Annotated in this window: 15 protein-coding genes and 1 tRNA gene; 13 read left to right on the forward strand and 3 right to left on the reverse strand. The window is 64.1% G+C overall.

Annotation, left to right across the window (positions count from 1 at the left end):
• Positions 1–33: 33 nt before the first annotated feature.
• The 5 genes from holA to ACLL97_RS08445 all read left to right on the forward strand — a co-directional run bounded on the left by holA (position 34) and on the right by ACLL97_RS08445 (position 6,258).
• Complete coding sequence (gene holA / locus ACLL97_RS08425) at positions 34–1,140, forward strand: DNA polymerase III subunit delta (RefSeq protein WP_411280029.1); 1,107 nt, start codon at positions 34–36, stop codon at positions 1,138–1,140.
• On the forward strand, positions 1,140–2,024 hold the full coding sequence (locus ACLL97_RS08430; RefSeq protein ID WP_411280030.1) for an SPOR domain-containing protein: 885 nt from the start codon (positions 1,140–1,142) through the stop codon (positions 2,022–2,024). Before holA ends, ACLL97_RS08430 begins: the two co-directional genes overlap by 1 nt.
• Positions 2,021–4,741, forward strand: a complete 2,721-nt coding sequence (mutS, locus tag ACLL97_RS08435) for a DNA mismatch repair protein MutS (RefSeq protein WP_411280031.1) — start codon at positions 2,021–2,023, stop codon at positions 4,739–4,741. The genes ACLL97_RS08430 and mutS overlap by 4 nt, the downstream gene beginning before the upstream one ends.
• Before the next feature lie 77 nt (positions 4,742–4,818).
• A complete protein-coding gene (gene mug, locus ACLL97_RS08440) occupies positions 4,819–5,319 on the forward strand; it encodes a G/U mismatch-specific DNA glycosylase (RefSeq protein WP_411280052.1) in 501 nt (166 codons plus the stop codon).
• A 75-nt stretch (positions 5,320–5,394) separates the two neighbouring features.
• On the forward strand, positions 5,395–6,258 hold the full coding sequence (locus tag ACLL97_RS08445; protein WP_411280032.1) for a glutaminyl-peptide cyclotransferase: 864 nt from the start codon (positions 5,395–5,397) through the stop codon (positions 6,256–6,258).
• A 155-nt stretch (positions 6,259–6,413) separates the two neighbouring features.
• Here the strand turns inward: ACLL97_RS08445 and ACLL97_RS08450 are convergent, their stop codons facing one another.
• Complete coding sequence (locus ACLL97_RS08450) at positions 6,414–8,828, reverse strand: Ig domain-containing protein (protein WP_411280033.1); 2,415 nt, start codon at positions 8,826–8,828, stop codon at positions 6,414–6,416.
• Between the two features lie 91 nt (positions 8,829–8,919).
• Here ACLL97_RS08450 and ACLL97_RS08455 point away from each other — a divergent pair, with 91 nt between their 5' ends.
• The gene (locus ACLL97_RS08455; protein WP_411280034.1) at positions 8,920–9,327 is read left to right on the forward strand and encodes an energy transducer TonB; all 408 of its coding nucleotides are present in this window, start codon (positions 8,920–8,922) and stop codon (positions 9,325–9,327) included.
• Positions 9,328–9,365: 38 nt separating this feature from the next.
• Positions 9,366–10,796, forward strand: coding sequence for a pyridoxal-phosphate dependent enzyme (locus ACLL97_RS08460; protein WP_411280035.1), 1,431 nt, complete (start codon positions 9,366–9,368; stop codon positions 10,794–10,796).
• A 22-nt stretch (positions 10,797–10,818) separates the two neighbouring features.
• Here ACLL97_RS08460 and ACLL97_RS08465 read toward each other — a convergent pair whose 3' ends face one another.
• Positions 10,819–11,232, reverse strand: a complete 414-nt coding sequence (locus tag ACLL97_RS08465) for a hypothetical protein (RefSeq protein WP_411280036.1) — start codon at positions 11,230–11,232, stop codon at positions 10,819–10,821.
• A 150-nt stretch (positions 11,233–11,382) separates the two neighbouring features.
• Between ACLL97_RS08465 and ACLL97_RS08470 the strand changes: the two genes are divergently transcribed.
• From ACLL97_RS08470 to ACLL97_RS08495, 6 genes are all read left to right on the forward strand, one after another.
• Positions 11,383–11,703: a hypothetical protein gene (locus ACLL97_RS08470; RefSeq protein ID WP_411280037.1), complete on the forward strand. Its 321-nt coding sequence runs from the start codon at positions 11,383–11,385 to the stop codon at positions 11,701–11,703.
• Between the two features lie 46 nt (positions 11,704–11,749).
• Positions 11,750–12,778 (forward strand): D-alanine--D-alanine ligase, encoded by a 1,029-nt coding sequence (locus ACLL97_RS08475; RefSeq protein ID WP_411280038.1) that lies wholly within the window; start codon positions 11,750–11,752, stop codon positions 12,776–12,778.
• 45 nt (positions 12,779–12,823) lie between these two features.
• The gene (locus ACLL97_RS08480) at positions 12,824–13,756 is read left to right on the forward strand and encodes a rhomboid family intramembrane serine protease (RefSeq protein ID WP_411280039.1); all 933 of its coding nucleotides are present in this window, start codon (positions 12,824–12,826) and stop codon (positions 13,754–13,756) included.
• Between the two features lie 30 nt (positions 13,757–13,786).
• Positions 13,787–14,182: a preQ(1) synthase gene (queF, locus tag ACLL97_RS08485; protein WP_411280040.1), complete on the forward strand. Its 396-nt coding sequence runs from the start codon at positions 13,787–13,789 to the stop codon at positions 14,180–14,182.
• Positions 14,183–14,231: 49 nt separating this feature from the next.
• A complete protein-coding gene (locus ACLL97_RS08490; protein WP_411280041.1) occupies positions 14,232–14,888 on the forward strand; it encodes a hypothetical protein in 657 nt (218 codons plus the stop codon).
• A 202-nt stretch (positions 14,889–15,090) separates the two neighbouring features.
• Positions 15,091–15,163 (forward strand) — tRNA-Phe (locus tag ACLL97_RS08495).
• A 214-nt stretch (positions 15,164–15,377) separates the two neighbouring features.
• Here ACLL97_RS08495 and ACLL97_RS08500 read toward each other — a convergent pair.
• The gene (locus ACLL97_RS08500) at positions 15,378–16,226 is read right to left on the reverse strand and encodes a hypothetical protein (protein WP_411280042.1); all 849 of its coding nucleotides are present in this window, start codon (positions 16,224–16,226) and stop codon (positions 15,378–15,380) included.
• Positions 16,227–16,278: the final 52 nt, after the last annotated feature.

Here is a 16,278-nt window from a genome sequence, read left to right on the forward strand (position 1 = left end):
GCGATGCCGTCGGCGGTCCCTTATCTTGATGGGATGGCCAAGGAATCGTCGCCCCTCCGCGTCGTGCAAGCCGCGATACAGTCGCGGAGTTTCGCGCCCGTGTACTACTTCCACGGCGATGACGATTACTTGAAGGATGGCGCGGTCCGCGAGCTGCTCGAGGCCTCGATTGACCCGAGCACACGCGACTTCAATTGCGAAATCCGTCGCGCCGGCGAGCTCGATGCCGAATCGGTGAGCAGTTTGCTCTCGACGCCGCCGATGCTCGCCGAGAAGCGAGCGGTGGTGCTACGCGATGTCACCGCGCTCAAGAAAGCGGCACGACAGCAGCTCGACAAATATCTGAAGCGTCCGGCCAGCGATACCCTGCTGCTGTTGGTGAGTCCTGCCGGCACGAAAGTCGATATGGCGATCGCGGCATTGTCCGAGTCGCTCGAGTTCGCACCGCTCACGCCTGAGCGCGTGCGCCGCTGGATAGCGCATCACGCCACGACCGTGCTGACCGTCAACATTGCCGACGATGCCGCGCAACTGTTGCAGCAGGCGGTGGGCAACGATCTGCATCACTTGGCATCGGAGCTCGACAAGTGTGCGAGCTACGCGCTCGGCGCGCGCGTCGAGGCGCCGACCGCACTCGCCACTGGCGGCGATGTTCGCGCCACCATCGATGTGGACACCGTCTCGGCCGTGGTCGGTATCCGTCGTGGTGAAACGGTGACCGATCTGCTCGATGCTGTCGCCCGACAGGATGCGGCTGGGGCCGTGACGCTGGTGGCGCACGTGCTCGGACAGCCGAAAGTCACGGCGGTGCAAGTCGTGATGATGCTGAGTACACAGGCATTTGCGATCGCCTACGGTCGCGCGCGGCGCGATGCGGGAATTCCCACGAACCGACTCCCGCAGGAATTCTTCGCGTTCCTCAAGGAGACGGGCGGCTATCCCGGTCGACCGTGGGGAGAAGCCGCGTCAGCGTGGACGAAAGTGACGGAGCAGTGGAGTGCAGTATCGTGTGAACACGCGCTTGTGCTGTTGTTGGAAGCCGACATGGCTCTCAAGGAAACGACGGTCTCGAACTCGGAGCAGATCCTGCTGTCACTCGTGCTCGGTCTCTGTGCCACGCGTCGCCGGAAGGCGGCCTGATGCGACGTGCTCGTCTCGGGGTGATGACCATGTTGGCGATGAGTTGCGCATCGCTGTTGTCGATCACGTCGACGGTGTCCGCGCAGGTCACGCCGGCCGTGGAGCGTACGACGGCGCGCGCGCGCGCGATGGTTGATGGAGGCGATGGGACCATGGCGCGGACGCTGCTCGACTCGTTGGTGGGTGCGGTACCGGAAGGCACGATCGATCTTGGCGAAGCGTTGTATTGGCGCGCGGTGCTGGCTGAACGCGTCGGTGAAGCGGAGCGAGACTGGAAGCGACTCGTGATCGATGTGCCGCTCTCTCCTCGCGCGCCCGACGCGCTGGTGCGGTTGGGGGAACTCGACATGTTGCGCGGACACCCGGCCGATGCGCGCGTGTATTTCACACGATTGCTTCGCGACTTCCCGAGCAGCACGTATCGCGCGAAGGGCCTCCTGTGGATGACGCGCAGTTACTTCGAGGAGCGCAACGTGGCGGGCGGTTGCAGCGCACTCGATTCACTGCGCGGCGTCGAGATGCCGGACGGTGAACTGCGATTGCAGTGGGACGAACTGCAACGCCGGTGCATCGGGGCGCCGGCCATCGCTCCGTCCAACCCGGTGGGGAACGCCGTGTCGTCGTCGTCGAGCACGAACAGCGCGAAGCCCGCGGCCGGTTCGGGACGCTACTCGGTGCAGCTGGCCGCGTACGACACGCGCGCGGAGGCGACCGATGCCGTAAAGCGCTTTGCGTCGCGTGCCATCGACGCGCGCGTCGACGGTGATCAAAAGCCGTTCCGGGTGCGCGTGGGCTACTACACGACGCGCGTCGCCGCGACCAACGCGCTGAACACCCTGAAGTCACGCGGGTTTGACGGCTTCGTGGCGGAGCGCGCGCCGTGAGTGGTGCGGCGACCCCGTTGATGCAGCAGTACCGGGAGATCAAATCGCGGCATCAGGATGCGATTCTGTTTTTCCGCATGGGTGATTTCTACGAGATGTTTTACGACGACGCCGAGACGGCGTCGCGGGCGATTGGTCTCACGCTCACGTCGCGTAACAACGGCGGGGCGGCGGAGGTACCGCTGGCCGGCATCCCGGTGAAGGCGGCCGCCGAGTATTTGCGCCGGCTGGTTGGGCAGGGATTCCGCGTCGCAATCTGCGAGCAGGTGGAAGACCCGAAGTTCGCCAAGGGACTCGTGAAGCGCGAAGTGGTGGAGACCATCACCCCGGGTGCGGTCTTTGCCGACGATCTGCTCGACGGTGCGCGCGCGAATTACGTGTGTGCGATCGCCATCGGTCGCGATACGTCGCGCGACGGTTCGCGCGAACAGATCGGCATCGCGGCGGCGGATCTCTCAACGGGTGAGTGGCGCCTGTTTCTGGTCACGCCAATGGATGCGCCGGCGGTGCTGGCGCGGTTGGCCCCGCGAGAACTGCTGGTGGTGCGTGGTACGTCGCATCCCGAGCTGGTGGCCGCGATGCACGCGGTGGACAACGTGCTCGTGACCGAGCGCGAAGGCTGGGAGTTCGATGCGCAGCTGGCGGGCGATGAACTCGCGCGACAGTTCGATGTGCGCTCGCTGGAAGGCTTCGGCCTGGGCAGCGACGATGCCGGCGCGATCGGCGCGGCCGGCGCGTTACTGCGCTATTTGCGGGAATTGCAGCCGGGCGGCTTGCCGCACCTCGCCCGCCCGGTGATAGAGCGTCCAGGTGGTGTGATGCCGCTCGATGAGATGACGCGTCGTAATCTCGAGTTGGTGGAATCGCTGCGCGGCGGTGAGCTGGCCGGGACGCTGTTGTCGGTGCTCGATCGTACCACCACACCGATGGGCCAGCGCCTGTTGCGCCACTGGCTGCTGGCACCGTTGCTCGAGCGTCGTGCCATCGAGTTGCGTCTCGATGCCGTGACGGTACTGGTGCGCGATCCAGTGGGACGCGCCGGCGTGCGCGATGCGCTTGATGGGGTGCGCGACGTGGAGCGACTGGCCAGCAAGGCCGCCGCCGGTCGGGCGACGCCGCGCGAGCTGCGCGCCCTCGGTGATTCGCTGGCCCGACTGCCGCAAGTGGCGCATGCCGTTCGTGCCGTGCTGGGGCACGCCACGCAGGGAAATTCGAATGGCGGCCTGCTTACGACGATGCTCGACGACTGGGATGACGGTCGCGACTGCGCCGAACGACTCACGACCATGCTCGTGGCGCGTCCGCCGCTGTTGATCGGTGAAGAGGATACGATTGCGCCCGGCGTGGATATGGTTCTCGACGAACTGCGCGCGCTGCGCGATGGCGGGAAGGACGCGATCGCGACCATCCAGTCGGACGAACGGGCCCGCACCGGCATCAGCTCGCTCAAGGTCGGATACAACCGCGTGTTCGGCTATTTCCTCGAGATCTCGAACGCGAACAAGCATCTCGTGCCCGACGACTATCAGCGTCGTCAGACGCTGACCGGGGCCGAACGGTACGTGACACCGGCGCTCAAGGAGTACGAGGAGAAAGTGCTGAGCGCCGCCGACCGCATCGAGACGCGCGAGCGCGAACTGTTCGACGCGTTGCGTCGTGATGCCGGCGCGGCGATTCGTCGGTGGCAGCAGGTGGCGCGGCGGGTGGCCACGATCGACGTCCTGTCGGCGTTCGCGGAGGTGGCCGAGCGCGAACAGTACGCGCGTCCTGAGCTGAACGATGGCTTCGATATGGAGATCGTGGCGGGGCGCCATCCGGTCGTCGAGCGGATGATGGCGCGGGAGAAGTTCATCCCGAACGATCTCGTGCTCACCGACGATGGCCAGATGATTGTGCTCACCGGCCCGAACATGGCGGGCAAAAGCACAATCCTTCGCCAGATCGGTCTCATTCAGCTCATGGCGCAGGTCGGTGCGTACGTGCCGGCTCGTCGGGCGAAGTTGCCAATCGTGGATCGCTTGTTCACCCGGGTGGGTGCGAGCGACAATCTGGTTCGCGGCCAGTCCACGTTCATGGTGGAGATGAGCGAGACGAGTGCGATTCTGCATACCGCGACCAAGCGCTCGTTGGTGTTGCTCGATGAAATCGGCAGAGGTACGAGTACCTACGACGGTGTGTCGATCGCCTGGAGCGTGAGCGAGCATCTGCACGACGCGATCGGGTGCAAGACGGTCTTTGCAACGCACTATCATGAGCTCACGCAGTTGGCGAGCGAGCTGAGTGGCGTGCGCAACTTCACGGTGGCGGTGCGTGAAGTGGGTGATCAGGTGCTGTTTCTGCACAAACTCATTCCTGGCGGTGCCGATCGTTCGTACGGCATCGAGGTGGGACGCTTAGCGGGGCTGCCGGCCGCGGTGATCGCGCGCGCCAAGGAAGTGCTGGCGTTGCTCGAGGGCGAAGGAGAGCAGATGGCGGCACGTCTCACGGCCGAGGGTCTATCGGCACCAAGGAGTGTATCGCGGAAGGGCCCACGGATGAAGCATTCGGGGGCGCCTACACCGCAGCTCGGGTTCTTCGGCGAGTCGGTCGCACCGATGTCGCCTGATCGGGCGTTGACCCGTCTGGCCGACGCGGTCGGAGCACTGGAGCCGGATCAGATGACACCGTTGCAGGCGCTGACGGCGCTCGCCTCACTCAAGCAGTCGCTCAATGACTAACGGTGAGTAGCGTGCCGCCTCCGAACGAGCCGGCCAAGAAGCCCACCAAGGCCGAGCTGGCCGCCGCGGTCGATCGCATGGTGCCGGACCTCGTCGCGCCGGGGCTCCGCGTGTTGTTCTGCGGGATCAACCCTGGACTCTACACGGCGGCGATCGGCCATCACTTCGGCCGGCCGGGCAATCGCTTTTGGCCGGCGTTGCACGGCGCGGGGTTTACGCCGCGGTTGTTCGCACCGTGGGAGGAGCGTGCGCTGCTGCCGCTGGGTATTGGCATCACGAACATGGTGGAGCGCACGACAGCCACGGCGGCTGAACTCAGCCCTGAGGAGTATGTGGCGGGCGGCCGGCGGTTGCGTAGCTTGGTGGACGCACAGCGACCTCGGGTGGTGACGTTTCTGGGTATCGGCGCGTACCGCACGGCGTTCGGCCGCCCCAAGGCAGCGCTCGGCTTACAAGCGGATCGCCTCGCTGATTCGGCGTTGTGGGTACTGCCGAGTCCGAGCGGCTTGAACGCCAATCACCAGTTGGTCGATCTCGTGGCGCTGTTGCGCGACCTGCGCGCGTGGGTGGATGGTTGAGCGGTGCAGTTGCTGTCTGTTGTTGCGGTCTCCGCCGTGATCCCGCGTTGTCTTCATCCTGTTGCAATCCGATCGATGGCCATTCTCTCCAGCATTCGACGTTCGCGCACGGCCTCGGCCGTCATTCTGTTTGGCACGGTGGCCTTTGTATCGACCGCCGGCGCGTTCGGCGCGTGTGGCGGGGATCGCGGCGAAGCTAGTGCGGCCAGCGGTGACACCACCGGCACGGTGTCCGCGCGCACGCCGACGTACAGCTACGAGGTGGTGCAGAGCTATCCGCACGATCCGAGGGCATTCACGCAGGGGCTCGTGTGGCACGATGATCGGCTGTTTGAGAGTACCGGTCAGGTCGGCCAGTCGACTATTCGCGAAGTCGAGCTCAATTCCGGTCGCGTGATCCGGCAGCAGGAGCTCGAAGCGCCTCATTTTGGTGAAGGCATTGTGCTGCTGGGCGACCAGCTGTTCCAGATCACGTGGACGACCGGCAAGGCGTTCGTGTACGACTGGAAAACGTTCAAGCGCACAGGCCAATTCACGTACGAGGGCGAGGGATGGGGACTCACCACCGACGGCACGGCCATCATCATGAGCAACGGCACGTCGTCGCTCGTGTGGCGTGATCCGGCCACGTTCACCATCCAGAAAACGATCACGGTGTCCGATCACGGCACACCCGTGTCTCAGCTCAATGAGCTCGAGTGGGTGAAAGGCGAAATCTGGGCGAACCTCTGGCAGAGCGAGCAGATCGCCCGCATCGATCCCACTACGGGCAACGTGACGGGATGGATCGACTTGGCGGGCATTCTGCCGCCGATCGATCGCACTGGAAACGAAGATGTCATGAACGGCATCGCATACGACGCCACCCGCGACCGTCTCCTGGTCACGGGCAAGCTGTGGTCGAAGCTCTACGAGATCAAACTCAAGCAGCGTTCGTAGCGGGTTTGGTGTGAATTTCGGTGAGATTTCCGGAACAGCCAGAACACGGATACCACGGATACCACACGGATAAGATCAGTGGTTGGCTGTCCGCGAGCTCCGCGTACGTTAGCGCACCGCGGTTCGCGCGAAGGGCGCGCCACACCACGTTCCAGTCAGCGCAGCCGCACCAGCGCGTACCTGAGCGTACTGGGCGGTAGCGTGCCGTTCGACGACACGGTGACAATGGCGTTGCGTCCGGCGGGGATGCCGAAGCGCACGTATGAGCTTGTACCGCCGGCTAGCAGCACGCGCTGCGGCGCGCTGGAAAGCAGCGAACGGGTCGCGATCGGATATACCCCCAACGCCGCGCCGCCCGAGAAACGCAGACCGGGGAAGATGCTGCGAAAATTCCACGATGGCATGATGTAGCTTGAAGACAGCGCGGCCGTCGTGGCGGCTGAGAAGTCGTCGGCGATGAGCGAGACTGACCAGTCCCGCAGGTAGTCGGCGAACTGACCGCCTGAGAGAACGTTCTGCAGGTTGGCGACGCCCGTCGTGTTCGAATTCACGAGCGAACGCAGGAAGGGGGCTTCGCCGGCCGCGCCCTGACGGCCGGCCGCATAGCGCAGGAAATTCCAGATCGCGCCGCGCGTGGCCAACGAATCGTTCGGCGCGTACGGCGAGTTCACTTCCGGTGCGATGAGGTAGCTGTAGAAGCGCGAAAAATTCTGTGATGCGTAGTTTCGGAACTGATCAGAACGCGTGGCGTTCCCGGCGACGTCGGTCAGGCCGAGATTCTGCCGTGACGTGAAATTGGCGATGCGGAAGTACAGCAGCTCTTCGGCGAGATGCGACAAGCCTTCGTCCAGCCACGTCTCCTCGTTGGGACGCGCACCGGTGTTCACGTACAGTCGGCGCGAGGCGTTGATGAGATGCTGAAACTCGTGCGCGATAGTGGTGAGGTTGAGCAGCGTCACTTCATCCTTCGTGCGCTTGTTCGTATTCACCGTGCCGTTCGGATCGGGCGCCAACAGGTAGAACATCTCTGCTTCGTTCGACGCGGCGCAGGCGGCGAGTCCGTTCCTGGCCGTCTTGGGATACAGGTCCCGCGCAAAGAAGAAGCCCCCGATCGTATACCCGGCGCCCGACGGTGTGAGTGCATTCACGGCGCGGGTATAGAACAGAATGATCTTGCCGTAGCCGCTGATATTCGAGGGCGAACCGAATGCCGTGGTGTCCATCGGAAACACCAGCGTGTCGAATGTCGCCGCGACCGCTGCGTATTCGATATCGGTGTATCCGCCGGTGGGATTGTCTGTGTCGCTCAGTATGATCGACTTCGTTCCGACGGCCGCGACGCGTCCCGACTTCGTATCAGCGCCGGAGCACGCCAGGTTGGCGTTCACGTTCAGACGCAGTACGTCGCCCACCTTGACGTCGGCGACCGTCACGGTATAGGCCGCGCCGGACGCGGGGATGCGTAACGCGGTCGTACGCGCCGCCATCCAGTCACGTGCGTCGCGCACCAGCGGCGTGAGCTCACGGCGCTCGATCTCGCGTCGCGCGAGTTCCACGGCGCGCACCCGTGACAGGGCACTGGTCGCGGCATCGATGGCGTCGATAGGCGTCGATACGGCGCTTGCGGTTTCGAACGGATTCGCGGCGTCACCTGTGATGGCCGCAATGGTGGGACCCGTGCTGCCGATCGCGACGAGGTCAACCGGCGACGACGTACCAAACGACGTGGCCGTCGAGACCAGGGTGAGCGCGTACTCCCCACTGAGCAGCGACGGCGACGTGATACAGGCGGTGATGCTGGAGCTGCCGGTGGGTGGTATGTAGACCTCACCCAGCGCCAGCTCGCGGGCCGTGACCGGTCCGCACACGGTCGATCCGGCGGACGCGATCGTCACCGGCACCGTGTCGGCCCGACCGGAGGCGTCGGCGACCACGCGCGCGGTGCCCACCGCCAACGCGGTCACGAGCCCCGACGTGCTGACCGAGGCCAACGCCGGATCGAGCGTGCTGTAATTGATCGCCTGACCAACGATGGTGTTGCCGTACTGATCACGCAGCGATCCCCGCACGCGCACGGTGTCGCCCACGTTGAGATAGGCCGCTTCCAATGACGCCACGAGCAGCGCAGCCGGACCGGTGATCACGGTGGCGGTGAATACGACTGGCGTGACTCCATTCACCTGTGCCGATACACGCGCGGTGCCGGCGGTTGTGCCGAGCGTCCACACGGTGGTGGCGACCCCGCGCGCGTCGGCGGAAGAACGCGTGGGCGACACGGCGCCCGATCCCGGACCGACGTCCCAATCCACCCGAGCCCCCGAAATCGTCTTGCCGTCCTTGTCGGTTACCACGACCGCGAGCGGCACGCTCAGGGCGGCGCCCACCACGCCGGTCTGCGCGTTGCCCGCCTGCGTCCTGATCGCCGTCGCCACTGGTCCGGGGCCGGTAGCCTTTTCGCCGGAGCACGCGCTCAGTAGCAGCAGCGCACCGCTGGCGAGCATGAGCAGCGGCGTGATACGCGCGGTGCGAGCTGAAGCGGGACGATCGGGGAGAGCGCGAAGCGAAAGCATGTCGACGGCGGATGAATGGAGGGACGGATGATTCCGCCGAGTGCATCGAGCGGGTGTACATTCCAGCATGCGATCGGGTGGGATTCGACCAGTGCTGCTCCCTGTCCTGTTCACCCTCGGACTGCTCGGCTGTTCCGAGCGAGGGCGTTCAGCACGACCGGGAAGTGCGGACTGGTTTCGCACGATGCCGGATGAGCGTCCACAGATGTTGAATGTCGACGTGCCGTTCCGGTATCCGTTGTCACTGTATCAGCAGAAAATACAGGGCAACGTGCTGCTTCGGCTGTTTGTTACGTCGGACGGTCGCGTCGTACCCGATAGTATCCGGATTCTCGAGGCCTCAGGACACTCTGAGTTGGATGCGGCGGCGTTGGCTGGTGCGTCCCGACTCCAGTTCCGCGCTGCCCGCCTGCGTGGTACCCCGATTCCGGTGTCGTTGATCTTCCCCGTGCATTTCCGACATCCCGAGGGGTCAAAGCTCCCCGGGGACTCCCTGTGACGAATCCGGCCATGTCCACCACCCTGGCGACCCCCTGCATGTCCGACGCGGCTCCGACCGGCACGGCCATGCAAGAAGAACACATCCGGCATCGCCGCCCCTACGGTAGCGTCCTGGAAACGATCGGCTGGACGCCGATGATCCGATTGGCCCGCGTGGCGCGCGGCATCCGAACGCCTCTCTACGGTAAGGCTGACTTCTTTAATCCGGGCGGCAGCGTCAAGGACCGGGTCGGCATGCCGATGATCGAGTCGCACGAACGGGCCGGGACACTCAAGCCGGGCGGAACTATCGTGGAGGCGACGAGCGGCAACACCGGTGTCGGTCTCGCGATCGCGGCGGCGCTCAAGGGATATCGCTGCATCTTTACAATGCCCGATAAGATGTCGCAGGAGAAGGTCCGCCTGCTGAAAGCGTTCGGGGCCGAAGTGATCATCACCCCGACGGCGGTGCCGCACGATCATCCGCAGAACTACGTGATGATGGCGAAGCGAATCGTCAGTGAAACACCGGGCGCCGTGCTGGCCGGTCAGTTTGAAAATCCGGCCAATCCGGCGGCGCATATGGCGACCACGGGACCCGAGATCTGGGAGCAGACCGACGGTCGCATTACGCACTTCGTGGCCGGCGCGGGTACAGGCGGCACGATCACCGGCGTCGGGCGTTACCTCAAGAGCAAGAACCCGAACATCAAGATCATCGCGGCCGACCCCATGGGATCGGTGCTCGCCGAACTGTGGCGCAGCAAGGGCGAGGGACATCCCACCGGCGCGCCGTACAAGGTGGAAGGCGTGGGTCAGGACTGCATACCGCTCACGCTCGACATGAGTGTGATCGACGAATTCATCTCGGTGAGCGACAAGGATGCCTTCGGCATGGCGCGTCGTCTCACGCGTGAAGAAGGCATCTTTGTGGGTGGTTCCGCCGGCATGATCGCACACGCAGCGATGAACGTGGCGCGTCGTCTCGATGATCCGGACGCATGCGTCGTGACGTTCCTGTGCGACACCGGTGAGCGCTATCTCAGCAAGGTGTTCAACGACGAGTGGATGCGCGAGAACCAGCTGCTCGACGTGTCGCCCACGACGATCGAGGCGGTGCTCGGCAACAAGGACGCGAGCGCGCCGGCGATCGTGAGCGTGGCCCCCGGCGCGTCGGTGCGTCAGGCGATCCGTTTGATGGCGCTGCACAACGTGTCGCAGGTGCCGGTGATGGATGGTGCCGTGTGCATCGGCAGCGTCGCGGAATCGCAACTCACGTCGAAGTCACTGGCCGATCCGAAGGTGCTCGATCAGTCGGTGAGTGATGTGATGGATCAGCCGTTTCCCGTCGTCGAAAGCGATCAGCCGGTGGAGAGTGTGGCGAAGCTGTTGTCGAAGAGCAACCGCGCCGTGTTGATGAAGAAGGACGGCGTCGTGCAGGGCATCGTGACGCGCTTCGATGTGCTCGAACACTTGATGCATCGGTAGCCCACGGGCAACCGACGCCGCGTTACAGCGTGACGCGCGTCGTCTGGATAGGACCTTGTGGGGTGAGTGTCCCGTCGGCGGCGCGCGCGTAGGTGAACCAGAGTACGTTGGCTTCGGTCGACGCGCTCGTGTAGCCCGCGACGCTCGTGTACGGCACGCGTACCTCGGCGCCCTGCACCAGTTTCGCGCATTGCGTTCCGCATGGCGGATACAGCGCGATCGTCATCTGGTCCTGGTCGACGATCATATAGCCCACCACGAACTCCGTGGTATTGCGCAGCGTGAGCGTGGGGCGTACCGCGTTCACCACGAGCGTACCCGCGGCGATGCCCTGATTCGGCGTCGGCGCATTGTTGCTGCCGTCCACGATCGTCGACTCCTGCGCGCAGGCTGAGAGTGCGAGCACACCGATCGCGTAAAGTGCAGTCGTTCGCATGGCAGATCTCCAATGAGTTGTTGTGCGCCGAGTGTCACATCCTCGGCGCTGCGTTACCTCGTCCCAGCTGTCACGTCTCCACTACACGATACGGAACGCGATGGCTCGATGATGAGCTGCCCGACCAGTGTCGGTCCTGTCACGCCCTTCATGATCAACGTACTCGACCGGTTCACGGACGCTCTTGGTGCACCGTTGCGCGATTACAGTCGCGGCCGGTTGGCCGCCCTGTTTGCCGATCCGCGTCCTTCGACGTGGGAAGATGCCCACGGCGTGGTCATCAATGCTCAAGGACTCACGCTCTGGCAAGCGTGGATCGCCGTGGACATGACGGCGCCGCGGACTGGACGGCATGTGACGCTCGACCCCTTCGATCACGTGCTCGTGCTGCGGGAATGGGATCGGATTCCCGATGAAGCCACGCTGGCCAGCGCGATTGCGTTTGCGCTGAGTACTGACAACGCCAACTAACCGCGTAGACTGACGACTCGGACGAACTCGGATGTAGCTTTGACGTATGCGAATCACTGTGTTGCTGGGCGGCGTCTCGGCCGAACGTGAGGTCTCCCTGTCGTCGGGGTTGCGCATCGCGGTCGCGCTGCGCGAGAAGGGCCACGAGGTCATCTGTCTCGACCCCGCTGAAGGTGTGCTGACTCGCGAGACCGAGCGCGCGCTGCTGGCCACCGGCGTGGGCAGTGCGCCGCCGTCGCTTGACGCGCTGGCGGGACTGTCTTCCCAATCCTTGTCGCCCGCGCTCGGCACCATGACCGAGATCACCGACGCCGAGTGCGTGTTTCTGGCGCTGCATGGCGGTCAGGGCGAGGACGGCACGGTGCAGGCCCTGCTTGACCTGGTGGGCGTGCCGTACACCGGCAGTGGTCACCTGGCGAGCGCCTTGGCCATGGACAAGCACCTCTCGAAAGTCGTGCTCCGCGCCGCCGGTGTGGCCACTGCCGATTGGATGATGGCGCCGGCAGACGGGCTGATGAACGCCGAGGATGTGGGGCGTCAACTGGACTGGCCAGTGGTGGTGAAGCCGTCCAAGCAGGGGAGCACGGTCGGCCTGTCGATTGTTCGCGAGCCGGGCGAACTGGCCGCGGCCGTGGCCGAGGCGTTCAGGTACGACGACGAGGTCATGGTTGAGCGATTCGTACCGGGGCAGGAGCTCACGGTGGGCATCCTCGGCGACGTGGTATTGCCGACAATCGAGATTGTGCCGGTGAAGGAGCTATACGACTACGAATGCAAGTACACGCCAGGAATGGCGAAGGAGTTCGTAGCCGAACTGTCGCCGGAGATCGCCAAAACGCTGGCCGATCAGGCGCGGAAGGCATTCGTGGCGCTGAAATTGGGTGGATACGCCCGAATCGACTTTCGGTTGGACCCCCATGGGCAGCCGTGGTGTCTTGAGGCCAACACGTTGCCTGGGATGACGCCGACCAGTCTCATCCCACAGGCGGCGGCCGCCGCTGGTGTCTTGTTTCCCGATCTCTGTGAGCGCATCGTCCACTTAGCGCTCACGAACCGGGATCGGCTACGGAGCTGAACTCGTTGTTTCCGTAGCTCTTCTCGCGTCTTTTCGCGTCCTGCCATGGCCTACGTCACGTACGACGATTTCGATCAGCCACGTAACCCGTCTGCCGTGTACTGGCTGATCGGGCTCTGTGTCGGCGTGTACTTCGTGCAGGCGACATTGGTCGGCGACGCGAACATGGCCAACTGGTTCGGGTACTCGGCCGGTGACCTCGCGTCGCGTTCGTTATGGACGATCGGGACGTACATGTTCGTGCACGGCGGCATCATGCATCTGCTGCTGAACATGTGGACGCTGTGGTTGTTCGGACCACGCGTAGAGCGGGCGTGGGGTAGCAGCACCTTCGTGTGGTATTACCTCTGGTGCGGCATTGGCGGCTGGGCGTTTCACTACATGTTCCAGCGCAACGGCGGCACACTGGTGGGTGCATCGGCGGCGATTCTCGGCATCGCCGTGGCGTATGCGTCGCGCTGGCCCGACGATGAAGTGCTGTTCTTCGGTGTGGTACCGATGAAGGTGAAATGGCTGGTGGTGTTCATGGCGCTGATCAACATCACGATGGCTGTTGTTGATTCGGGGAGTCTCGGCGGCACCGCGTACGCGGCGCACATCGGCGGCATGCTGGCGGGGTGGGTGTATCTCCGCGCGCCGGGCGCCGGCAGTCTTGGTCGTTTCCGCAGTCGCATCGCGTCGGCGCCGGATTACGGCGACGACACCCCGCGCGCCGTGCCCAAGTCGTCGCGACCGCGCGAACGGGAAGTCGACGACATCGTGGCGCAGAGCAAGGCGGCCGTGTCGCGCGTGCGTCCCGACCCGCATCCGGCGCCGCGACCTACGCCGCGACCCGGTCAGACGGCCGTGGCGCCGCAACCGAGCACCGCACTGGATGCAGTGCTGGACAAGATTGCGGCTGACGGCATGTCGAGTTTGACGCCGGCCGAGCGGCTGCTGCTGGACGAATGGTCGAAGCGACTGCGGGACGTCACCTGACTGGTCGAAGTTCTCGCATTACATTCGGGGATGCCCAAGCCTGAACTGCTCGAGACGTTTTCGAATCCCTATGGGGATCGCAAGTACGAAATTTTCATGGAGACGACGGAGTTTACGTCGCTCTGTCCGCTGGGCGGTATCGAGACCGATGCCGCGGAATTGAAGTTGCTTGAAGGCGGTGCGCCCGACTTCGCGACGATCCGCATCACGTATCAGCCGGCTGCAGTGTGTCTCGAGCTGAAGAGCCTGAAGATGTACTTCTGGAGCTTCCGCAACGACGGCATTTTTTACGAGCGCGCGGTGAATCGCATTCTCGATGATCTCGTGGCGGCGTGCAATCCGCACTCGATGACGGTGGTCGGTGATTTCAACGTGCGTGGTGGACTGAAGAGCATCATTACTGCGACGGCCACCAAACCCGTCTGATTTCGCCTCCTGATTCACTGCTCGCACCTCGTCCTTTCCGGAGCTCGCCATGACCCGTCGCTGGCGTTTCGTGTGTGCTGTTGGTCTCGCGCTGCCGCCGGTGACGGCGATGGCGCAGGACCACAAGACGGGTGGTAACGAGGGGAAGCGGCCGATCGGGTGGCAACTGCAGACTGATGCGGGTGGCCACAAGATGGCCGGCGATGTCGAGACGGTGGCATTCGCGCAGATGACGCCGGGCTTCCATGTCACGACGGGACCGGCGGCGATTCTGTGGCATCCCGACAGTGCGGCGTCGGGGGCGTACACGGTGGAGAGCACGATTTTCCTGTTCCCGACCAACGGTCGCGATCAGGAGGGGTACGGCGTGTTCGTGGGCGGTACGGCGCTAACCGACGCGTCGCCGTCGTACACGTATTTTCTGCTGCGCAATGACGGCAAGTTTCTGGTGAAGCAGCGCCAGGGCGAGAAGACGGTCACGCTGGCCACCTGGACACCGCTGCCAGCGATCGTCAAGCAGGCGGGTGCCGACGCGGCCAAGAACGTGTTGCGGGTCGAGGTCGCGAGTATCGACGTGGCGTTCACGGTAAATGGCGTAGAGGCGGTTCGCCTGCCGCGGGCGACGGTGCGTCCCGACGGCGTGTTCGGTGTGCGGATCAACCATGCGGTGAACGCGCATGTGTCGAGCGTGGGGCGGGCAAAGTAGGGAGTAAGGCGTACGGTGTACGGCGCAAGAAGTACGGTGTACACGAATTGCCGGTTGGTCGCGATGGGTGCGGAACGGAGCGCGACGTTGGTCGAGATGGTAGAGGGTGAACGACGGGCGCGCGTGGCGTGCGGGCTGAGGCCAGATCAACGCTTGCGGAATGACCCCTGGGTTGGTTAGCCTGCGGGTCTGTAAGTGGTACGGCTAGGTAGCTCAGTTGGTAGAGCAGCGGACTGAAAATCCGCGTGTCGGGGGTTCGATTCCCTCCCTAGCCACTTGGACATTCAACGACATACGCGAACGGCGCCCCGACTTGGTTGGGGCGCCGTTTTGCGTAGAGGGTCTGAACATCGCCCTGTCGAGGGTTTGGAACAGACGGGCGGATCTGCTTGGCGCGGTCGTGTCGTCGATGGGTACTGGGCGCCAGTGCGTTCGGGGGCAGTCCCGTGGTCGGCAGGGCGCCCGTCGAGGAGAAACAGGCCGCCGAGGCTATGGCTCTTTCGGCGCCGGCTGTCCAACGAAATGCGTGGCCGCGCAATCCTCACAGATGCCATGCGTGACGTTCACACGATGCGTGGTGAGGTAGGTCTCGATCCGCTGCCAGTAGCCGTCATCGTTGCGGACATTGTTACACCACGAACACAGCGGCAGCATCGACGACAGCTGGTGCACGTCGTCGATCGCGACGCGCAGTTCGCGATTGCTCTGTTCCAGAAATGCCGCCAGCACGCTGACGAACAGGGCCACCATGAACAGGCTGACCTCGAGGTCGCCCATCATCTGAATGAGCGGTCCGATGCCGTCACCGGGGCTCGTGGCGGCACGCATTGCCAGCGCGACACGCAGCGCTTGGAATACGCCGTGGCACACGAGAACGAAGGCCGGGATCTGCATGACTGAACGCTGCCCGCGAATAGGGCGCGAAAGAATCCATGCCGCGCGAAACGCGAGCGCTGTCCAGACTATCGAGTTGCCGACCGATCGCCAGTCGGCGAGTTCCGGCATACCCATGACGCCGAGCAGAAAGAGCCCATGCAGGACAAGAATTCCGAGCGCTGCACGGGTCGAGGTGGGGCGTTCCGTCGTACGTTTCGCCGCGAAGAGGAGCACCAACTGGCCCGCCGTCACCATGAGCGTGGGGAGCATGCGAACCACTGCGTCGGGATAACTCGCTCGCAGTACAAACATCAGATCGGCAGCCGTTAGCGTCCACGCAGCCACGATCCAATACCGGAGTGACCCGCTCTGCGCTTCGAGTCGCCAGTATCGACTCATGACACCGGCCAGAATGGCACCGATAATCAGGTTGACAGCGTACACAATGCTGAGGTCGTTCATGCGGCGGGACCGATGGTGCCTCAGGGGACGGAAGCATTGTGGCGGAGAGACG

This window comes from Gemmatimonas sp., assembly GCF_046594945.1.
Lineage (GTDB): Bacteria > Gemmatimonadota > Gemmatimonadetes > Gemmatimonadales > Gemmatimonadaceae > Gemmatimonas.